The 9,063-nt window shown below is 40.8% G+C and carries 7 protein-coding genes; 1 reads left to right on the top strand and 6 read right to left on the bottom strand.

The features are described 5' to 3' along the window. Positions 1–132: 132 nt before the first annotated feature. The 6 genes from ACT3QP_RS13175 to yajC all read right to left on the bottom strand — a co-directional run bounded on the left by ACT3QP_RS13175 (position 133) and on the right by yajC (position 7,024). Positions 133–492 (bottom strand): AzlD domain-containing protein, encoded by a 360-nt coding sequence (locus tag ACT3QP_RS13175; RefSeq protein ID WP_444525817.1) that lies wholly within the window; start codon positions 490–492, stop codon positions 133–135. After that, complete coding sequence (locus ACT3QP_RS13170) at positions 492–1,142, bottom strand: AzlC family ABC transporter permease (RefSeq protein ID WP_444525818.1); 651 nt, start codon at positions 1,140–1,142, stop codon at positions 492–494. Before ACT3QP_RS13170 ends, ACT3QP_RS13175 begins: the two co-directional genes overlap by 1 nt. A gap of 186 nt (positions 1,143–1,328) precedes the next feature. Then, entirely contained in the window at positions 1,329–2,741 is a 1,413-nt protein-coding gene (locus ACT3QP_RS13165; protein ID WP_444525816.1) for an MATE family efflux transporter, read from the bottom strand. 482 nt (positions 2,742–3,223) lie between these two features. Beyond that, on the bottom strand, positions 3,224–4,489 hold the full coding sequence (gene secF, locus ACT3QP_RS13160) for a protein translocase subunit SecF (RefSeq protein ID WP_192518721.1): 1,266 nt from the start codon (positions 4,487–4,489) through the stop codon (positions 3,224–3,226). 9 nt (positions 4,490–4,498) lie between these two features. After that, on the bottom strand, positions 4,499–6,376 hold the full coding sequence (secD, locus tag ACT3QP_RS13155) for a protein translocase subunit SecD (RefSeq protein ID WP_444525815.1): 1,878 nt from the start codon (positions 6,374–6,376) through the stop codon (positions 4,499–4,501). A gap of 369 nt (positions 6,377–6,745) precedes the next feature. Continuing rightward, positions 6,746–7,024, bottom strand: coding sequence for a preprotein translocase subunit YajC (gene yajC / locus ACT3QP_RS13150; protein ID WP_192518719.1), 279 nt, complete (start codon positions 7,022–7,024; stop codon positions 6,746–6,748). Positions 7,025–7,521: 497 nt separating this feature from the next. On the opposite strand from yajC, the gene ACT3QP_RS13145 reads away from it, so the two are divergent. Next, positions 7,522–8,688 carry a CNNM domain-containing protein gene (locus tag ACT3QP_RS13145; RefSeq protein WP_413038435.1) on the top strand — a complete coding sequence of 389 codons (1,167 nt, stop codon included), beginning with the start codon at positions 7,522–7,524 and terminating at the stop codon, positions 8,686–8,688. The last annotated feature ends 375 nt before the right edge of the window (positions 8,689–9,063 follow it).

Below are 9,063 nucleotides of genomic sequence, written 5' to 3'. Positions count from 1 at the left end.
AATCTGGCCTTTTTTATCGTTAAATATAGCGATACTGGCTACATTTTGCGTAGTCTCTATCTGCGTAAGCGTTACACAGGGTAGGCTTGTGATTTTGACACAGCCAATCATACCTTTTAGGTTTGATATAATTTAGCCCCATAAGCTAGTAAATAACCACAGAAATCCATTAATGGCTGCGATACCGACAATCATACTGACTAATAATTGACGGCTAATATGATAAACAAATAATACCAATATTAGCGCACCAACTTGAGCCATCAGTAAATGTAGTTTTGCACTGTCTAATCCTGTAGTTGCAGATAGATCGTTATAAGATAAGCTGGTTAAAATGAGTAACACCATGACTGATAACGGCAAACTTTCATTCAATCGGTGTAGCCAAGGTGTGTCTAATATTTTTTTTGGTATCAATGTGGGAAGAGCGCGAGTCACGAAAGTAACAGCAGCCATAGCAAACGTTGCAATAATAAGATAGCTACTGCTCATCAATATCTCCTTCTATATTGCTTTTTTTTTATGTCTCGCTGTACCCAAAATCCACGCACTAAAATCAGCATCATACAAATACTGATGGCGACCAATAACAACCAATTACTGGTAAACAAAGACGCTACTACTAATGATATTACGGCAATACCTACTGGGAAGTAGCGTTTGATGCTTTGAAATTGTTCATAGGCCAAAATAGCAAACAAACAAACCAAAGCAAAATCCAAGTGAGGTACCAAGTCGCTGAGAGTGCTACCAATCATAACACCGATAGCACCTGCTAAAACCCACCAGCTTTGGTTAAAGAGACTGATTGGCAGTATTAAAGACGGACGTACGGCTTTAGGTAAGCTCGTCATCACTGAAAACGTCTCATCAGTTAGTGCAAATAAGCAATAGGTTTTGGCCAGTTTGTTTTTGGGCAGATATTGTAATAATGGCATACCATAAAACACATGGCGTAAATTGATTGCGGCGATATTGGTTGCGATATTGCCAATTGGTAATCCAGCACTTAGCATAGGCAAACATGCATATTGAGCTGCACCAGCATATAATACGATACTGAGCATAATCGTTGCCCATATAGGAATGCCAGCCACTTGAGCCAGTACTCCAAAAGCAATACCCGCAGGTAAGTAACCCATTGCGACAGGCAAGCTTCTTTTAAACCCTTCAGCCCAGTCATAGTTGGTTTTATATGTGTTAAGCAATTCGTCTGAATGAGTTGTCACATCAGATCCTAAAAGTAATTTATAGAAAAGGCAGGTAATCTAATTCGTCTTTATAAGAGACAGCTATTTATAAGAGGTAGTCTTCAGTGAAAGACAAGCTTAACTCTCTGGTTGTAGTTTTTCATAGCTGCCACTTTGATGAGCACGGTATAAAAAAATCCCTAAAATGGCCAGTCTGAGGAGTAATAGAGCCCAAATGCTTAGCCAAATACCTGTAATATCCCACTGTTGATAAAGCAGCTCACTCAGTGGGAAGAAAATAGCTGCTAGTATCAATGCGGCATTACGAATGACATTGCCTGCTGTTAAACCAAAAAATATACCATCTAACCAATAAGCGCCAACGCCGACGAGAGGTAGCAATACAGCATAAATATGATACTCATAAGCCAATGTAAAGACAGAATCAATATTGGTCATAAACTGCAAGTAAAAGGGCATGACTAGCCACCATATCGCGCTCAACGTAAGGGCAAGACCATAGCTAACAATACCTGTGCGCTTGATGATAGTACGAAAACCCGTCCAATCACGTCGACCAGCTGCTTGGCCACTTAGTGTCTCGGCAGAGACAGCCACACCATCGAGAGCAAAGGCTGAAATACTCAATACTTGAAGTAAAATAGCATTGGCGGCTAGTATGACATCACCACTTTGTGCAGATAATCGAGTAATCCAAGCAAGGCTCAAAGTTAGGATTAAGGTGCGAATAAAAATATCTTTATTTAATGAAAATAGCCTAAGCATTTTTTTTTGTGTGAAATACCGATAGTCTGTAACAAACATAGCCTGCCAAGATATTCGCAAATGTTGACGACTTAACGCTAGTGCCAATATTACACCACACCAAAAAGCAATAGTGGTGCCCAAAGCCACACCCGCCAAACCCATCTGCATCGTAAAAACAAAAAACAACGTCAGAACAATATTAAGTACGGCGATAAATCCTTGTTGGTAGAGCATATAGCGTGTTTTACCTTGACCCGCAAACCACCCTATAAAAGCAAAGTTCATCAACTCAGCGATAACGCCCCAAAACCTTACATCCAAATAAGAGTGTGCAGCACTGCCGCTGTCTGGGTTGGCTGACAAAGCCTGTAAGCCAAAATCAATCAACCAAGGTTTTGCTAATAGTAAAATAACCCCGATAATAAATGCCAGCAATAAAGCACGTTGTAAGATCGACAGTAGGGGGGATGGGTTTAAATTCGCTGTTATATTCCTATTAGAATTATCAGGAAGACTTGCCATCTGCCCTAAGGCTTGTGCTGATAGTCCAGATGAGGCGTACTGTAAAAAGTTAAAACTGACAAGCAATAAAGACAGTAATTGTATCGCCAAACCCATACCAGCAAGCTTTGCCGTATCATTCATATTGCCGACGATCGCGGTATCAATAACGCTCTGTAATGGCATGGCCAGATTGGCCAGTAATACAGGCAGTGCAATAGCAATAATATGCCTATAGCGGGTATCTATGGAGGACAAAGGGTTAGATGGCGTCATCGTCATTTTTGGCTCGTTTATACTAAAAGTACAAAATATTGAGGATAAGGTAATGTGTTTTTTAGAGCAAATACCACTACAAAGATAAAAGCACCTAGACTCACTATTGATGAGTCAGGTGCTTCTATTAAAACGTTATTACTAGGGCGTGTTGAACATTCAAATATTAGGGCTGCTGATCGCTAAAATTGCACTAAACTAGGCGCAAGCCGCCGATAATGTCGAGACCTTAGCTAGGTTTGCAACAACGTTTGGGGTGATTTTAGCATCAGCCCTTCGGGGGAGTACTCTTTTTTGCCAATATATAGCGAAATTGTTTAACCTAAAATGACTAGGCATCAAAAATTTCACTGCATATTGTCTAAAAAATAGTCACTGCCAGCACCACATTTGAATGTTCAACACGCCCTATTACTTATAACGAATTTTACATTTGTTCTAACACTTTAGTCAGCTACTCGTATGATTGAATGATATGAAATCTTGTCTTATTCAAACATTTTTGGATCATCAAAAGTGACGATTTCTTCTTCAAACTCTGGTTTTACTTTTACGATAAAGTCATCACGCGATAGACCCATACGTAAAGGAATTGAACTTGCGATATAAGTGGATGAGTAAGTACCAGCAAGTAGACCAATGAAGAGTGCAACTGAGAACCAGTATAGACCATCACCGCCTAAGAACAGCATGGCTAATACGACTAACAGGACCGTTGAGATGGTCATAATCGTACGGCGCAAGGTTTCGGTCAATGACAAATCGATTGTCTGTTCTGGCGTAATGCCACGAACACGGCGGAAGTTTTCGCGGATACGATCATAGACCACAATCGTGTCGTTCAATGAGTAACCAATCAATGCCAAAATAGCAGCTAAAACAGTTAAGTCGAATGGAAAGCCAAACAAAGCAAATACACCGATGGTGACAATCGCATCATGAAATAGCGATAGCACTGCACCAAGTGATAGTTTGAATTGGAAACGTAGGGCAACATAGCCAAGCATACAGGCCAATGCTAATGCTAATGACATAACGGAGTTTAAATAGACTTCGTTACCCACTTGGCTACCAATAATATTAATATTGCTAATTTCAGCATTGTTATTAGGCAGTGCTAATGCGTTATCAAGGCTATCGTTGAGTCCATCCACACTGTCTGACTGAGGCGGTAAGCGTATTAGTAGCTCTTGAGATGTCCCTAGATACTGTACGACGGCATCATCAAAACCATTGTCAGCTAGGGCATTAACCACGTCAACCTGCTCAACAGATTGCTCATAACGCACATCTGCAGAGACACCACCAGTGAAATCAAGCCCTAAGTTCAACCCATTTACGGCGATAGCAATAATACTACCAATGACCATCAATAAAGACAGAAGCGCCATAGGTTTTTCTATCTTCATAAAAGGAATAATGCGTTGGTTGCCAATGGCTTTGATACCGCCTTCAGCTTGTGCGGCCGCATCATCTTCAGCATCATTGGTTTCTAAGTTAGAAACCGTGGCCTGAGTGTTAGCCAATGCTTGGCTGTCTTTATCAGTGCCTTTTTTACCACTGCGACGAGTTTTACTTTTACTCGATGCCGCTGTGGTAGGGTTATTGGTCTTTGTATTGCTTCCCTTGCCATCACGGCGTGGTTTTTTGCGGCGGCGCGTGTTTGTGCTATTTGCATCACTATTTGAGCCGCCTGAACCATTTCGATCTGGATTGTTCTGTTGTTCTAAAGGGTTATTCTTATCGATCGCCATAGTATTCTCCTAACCGATGCTCAAACGTTTGATAGATTTACGTTTACCGTAAGCAATTTGTACCAGCGCGCGTGTTACTAAAATGGCTGTAAACAGCGAGCTGACAATACCAATAGCTAGCGTAACCGCAAAGCCTTTAATCGGACCAGTACCAATCGCAAATAAGATAAATGCAACCAGTAAAGTGGTGATGTTGGCATCGAAAATACTACTAAAAGCACGGTCAAAACCTGCCACGATTGCTGACTTCGGTCGTACCCCGTTTGCAATCTCTTCACGTATTCGTTCGAAGATCAGTACGTTTGCATCAACTGCCATACCGATGGTCAAGACAATACCAGCAATGCCGGGTAGGGTAAGTGATGAGCCTAAAATAGACATAACAGAGATAATGATAATAACGTTCACTGCCAACGCTATATTAGCGATGACACCAAACAGACGATAGAAGACAATCATAAACGCAAAGACTAGCAAGTAGCCGACTTGCGTAGAAAATAAGCCTTTTTCAATATTGTCTTGACCCAGTGATGGGCCAATAGTGCGCTCTTCTACAAAGTACATAGGTGCAGCAAGCGCACCTGAACGTAGCAATAAAGCAAGCTCAGCGGCTTCAGCACTACTGTCTAATCCAGTAATACGGAAAGATGAGCCTAGGACTGCTTGAATGTTGGCACGGTTGATTATTTTAGTCTCAGCATAAGGCGTTCTGACTTCTGTAGTCTCGCCAGTCTCTGGGTCTTCTTCGTACGTAATTCTTTGCTTGTTTTCGATAAACAGTACCGCCATCTGTTTACCTACAGCGGTACGTGTAGCGTTCTGCATCAGCTTACCACCAGCACTATCTAAGGTGATGCTGACTTCAGGAGATCCACTTTCATCAATACCTGTTTGTGCATTGGTGACTTTGTCACCAGAGACAATCGCCTGACGTTCGAGTAATACAGGAGGGCCATCTAACGTTTCAAATGGGAATGCCTCAGTACCAGCTGGTGGAATACCGCCTGTATAGTTGTCAGCATCGTCAGCGACCATACGGAATTCAAGGTTTGCTGTACGTCCAAGAACACGTTTTGCTTCGGCAGTGTCCTGTACCCCTGGCAATTCTACGACGATGCGGTTAGCGCCTTGAGATTGTACCAAAGCTTCAGTAACGCCAAGCTCAGCAATACGATTACGCAGAGTCGTCAGGTTTTGATTGACCGCATAGCTGTTTATCTCGTCTAATGTCGCATCATTATACGCTAAGATTAATGTCGGACCTTGACTGTCAATAGAAGACTGCAAGCTAAACGTGGTGCCCATAGAACTTTGTAAAATGTTCTGTGCACGGTTGCGAGTATCTGTATCAGCGAAATGTATTACCACACTTTGATCTTCGGTCTTAATGCCTTTGACCGCAACTTTTTCAGCACGCAGCTCGCGCCTCATGTCGCTACTCGCACTAGTTAAACGCTGTTCGAGCGCTTTGTCCATATCGACTTCTAGTACAAAACGTACACCGCCACGTAAATCGAGACCAAGTTTCATCGGTTTTGCACCGATATCACGTAGCCACTGAGGTGTTGTCTGTGCTAGGTTAAGTGCGACTACATAGTTCTCACCTAAGTTCTGACGTAGTACATCTCGGGCTTTTACTTGATCAACAGAGTTGTCAAGACGCACCAATGCACTGTTGCCCTCAAACGTACCATCGTGGGTATTTAAACCCGCTTCTTCGAGCAAGGTTTGCGACTGTGTTAGTATCTCTTCAGACAGCTGTGTACCTGCTGCTGCACTAGTAATCTGCACAGCAGGTTCGTCAGGGTAGAGGTTAGGAGCAGCATATAGGCCGCAAACCATTAGTACGACGGCAATAATTAGGTATTTCCAAGCGGGATATTGCATAATCACTTCTTTAAGTTGATAAACGACTGGCAACGTAGGCCACAAGTTAGCAGATGGGAAGTTAGCGAACGCAATGATTTAATGCTGTATTTAGTAGCAAACATCATGTGCCATTGCGATCATCCGCGGTGATAGTAAAGCAAATAATACAGAAATGTTTTTATGCAATTATCGGAAGTATCCTTGATAAAAATGCATAAGAACAGCAAACCCAAAAGAGTAAATAAAGACTATTTATAAGTTTATAAAACTGCTTTGCCTCACTACTTTATAGCGAAAAATGACCGTAAATAATATACGGTCATTTTTTAGTCATTACATCACATCTATTGATGATATGACCATCAAACAATCATTAAGAAAAAACGATTAAACGCTTTCGATAGTGCCAGCAGGCAATACTGAAATAACAGATGCACGCTGTACTTTGATATCAGTATTGTTATTTAAGCTAACAACCGCATAATCACCTTCTAAGGCTTTGATACGACCCATTAAACCGCCCGCAAAAATAATTTCGCTGCCAACAGTCAACGCATTGACCATCGCACGATGCTCTTTAGTACGTTTAGATTGTGGACGAATCACCAAGAAGTAAAAAATGGCAAAAAATGCGATTGGTAATAAAAGTTGACCGAACTGTTCCATATCTCTCTCAATAAAATTATAGATAAAAATAAAATTAGACGCATAGTAACAAAAAATCCCAGACTTGGTAACTGTTAATCATAAGCTGAGTGTGTTTTTCTTAAGGTAGGTAGGACCTCGCTAGGTACTATTGCCATTTGTGGTTTAGGATGTGTTGAACCTAGTCTAGTCAATATGAGGTCATAGTAGCGTAATAAAAGGTATCAAAAAATAAAGACTTAAAAATAGTGACTTATTGTGAAAACTTAGCATCAATGCTACTATCAAATGGCAATATTTGGCTGCATTCAGCCCACTGTTTATTGGGATATAATAAATATTATTATTCCTTTTCCTCTTTTCTGTTTAGGTTACCCAATTTGTTCACCACTTTTATGTTTGCACCTCATTTATGTCGTCCACGCGCTTGTCGCAAAGACGAATCTGCAGAACCTCCTCCGACACGCTATTTAAGGCGTATTGGTCGTACTCAGTCAGTATTTGGATCATCGGTACTGATGGCCATACTCATGATGCTATTGCCATATCCTGCTTTTGCAGCTGAGGCATCAGCAGAGCCGACAGCCTTTAATATCTTACTATTGATATTTTTTGTGGTGATTGCTATTGGTATCTCATTTGTCTGTTCCTTAGCTGAATCTTCATTACTCAGTATGACACCGTCTTATATTGCTGACGTTCAAGAAAACAATCCTAAAAAAGCAAATATGCTAAGACAGTTAAAGGTTGATAATATCGACCAGTCATTGGCAGCTATTTTGACATTGAATACAGTGGCCCATACACTGGGTTCTATCGGTGCAGGTGCACAGGCGACGATCGTCTTTGGTAGTGCTTGGTTTGGTCTGTTTTCTGCCATTATGACATTGGCGATTTTATTTTTATCTGAGATTATTCCAAAGACGCTTGGTACGGTCTATTGGCGTCAGTTAAGCGGCATCGTTGCCTATTTCGTCCGTGGCATTATCTTATTGTTGTACCCACTTATTTGGATCTCAGAACGTTTGACAAAACTACTGGTACGCGGCAAAGAACCACAAGCGTTCAGTCGCCGTGAGTTTGCAGCTCTTGCCAGTATTGGTGAAGAATCAGGACAAATTGATCCTTTAGAGTCGCGAATTATCCGTAATTTACTAGCATTTGGTGCTATTAAAGTCGAAGATATCATGACACCACGTTCGGTGATGCTTGCATTTGAAGAAAATAAAACTGTCGCTGAATTGTTGGTTGATCGTCCAAAGCTAACGTTTTCACGGTTACCTATTTATGATGGTGACTTGGATAATATCACTGGTTTTGTATTAAAAACAGATATGTTATTGGCGAAAGTGAATCATGCTGTAGATAAGCCATTGACCCAGTTTAAGCGTGATATTACTTTTGTATTTTCAAAAATGAAACTATTTGACTTATTAGAATTGATGCTCAAAAATCGTGTACATATTGCGATTACAGTCGGTGAGTATGGTGAAGTCAAAGGCTTGGTTACTTTAGAAGATGTGTTCGAGACATTACTGGGTTTAGAGATTGTGGATGAAATAGATCGCGTCGAAGACATGCAGGCATTGGCACGACAAATGATGGACAGACGAGTAGAGCGTTTGGGTATGAAGCTCAGTGATGATGAACAAGATGAAAACAATAGTTCGGACAGTAAGTTGTAGAATGGACTAGATTATGTTTCTAGTTTAAAAATGCTGATAAAAATGAGAACATAGAATGAAGCTTAATTGTATCTAGCTGTTTGGATCTTATTTAGATGGGTTGTGGTTAATGTTAAGCTGCTCGCTAGTAAACATAGCCTATCGGGTATTCGCAATAATTACACAGGGTGTCACATAGCTGTGAGATTTGAATGATAGGCTCATCTTATGGTGTAACAACGCTGTCGCTACTACTGAGAAAATAGTAGGGATATATGCAGTAATGACAATGATTATTGTAAAAAATGGTTGTTGTAAAAACAGTTACATGTATCGTATTAAAGGTAAGCGTGTGAGAGATAGAGCTCGCTTAGTTTGTTTTTTATATAAATATGC

This window comes from Psychrobacter sp. AOP7-B1-24 (assembly GCF_052376215.1).
In the GTDB taxonomy this organism is placed as follows: Bacteria; Pseudomonadota; Gammaproteobacteria; order Pseudomonadales; family Moraxellaceae; genus Psychrobacter.
Note: the sequence above shows the minus strand (reverse complement) of the source record. Positions and strands in the feature narration are given on the sequence as shown.

What these genes read in the sequence shown, in the direction of transcription:
- yajC (WP_192518719.1), bottom strand. Translation starts at nt 7,024, where the DNA reads ATGGAACAGTTCGGTCAACTTTTATTACCAATCGCATTTTTTGCCATT.
- ACT3QP_RS13165 (WP_444525816.1), bottom strand. Translation starts at nt 2,741, where the DNA reads ATGACGATGACGCCATCTAACCCTTTGTCCTCCATAGATACCCGCTAT.
- ACT3QP_RS13145 (WP_413038435.1), top strand. Translation starts at nt 7,522, where the DNA reads ATGGCCATACTCATGATGCTATTGCCATATCCTGCTTTTGCAGCTGAG.
- ACT3QP_RS13170 (WP_444525818.1), bottom strand. Translation starts at nt 1,142, where the DNA reads ATGGGTTACTTACCTGCGGGTATTGCTTTTGGAGTACTGGCTCAAGTG.
- ACT3QP_RS13175 (WP_444525817.1), bottom strand. Translation starts at nt 492, where the DNA reads ATGAGCAGTAGCTATCTTATTATTGCAACGTTTGCTATGGCTGCTGTT.
- secD (WP_444525815.1), bottom strand. Translation starts at nt 6,376, where the DNA reads ATGCAATATCCCGCTTGGAAATACCTAATTATTGCCGTCGTACTAATG.
- secF (WP_192518721.1), bottom strand. Translation starts at nt 4,489, where the DNA reads ATGGCGATCGATAAGAATAACCCTTTAGAACAACAGAACAATCCAGAT.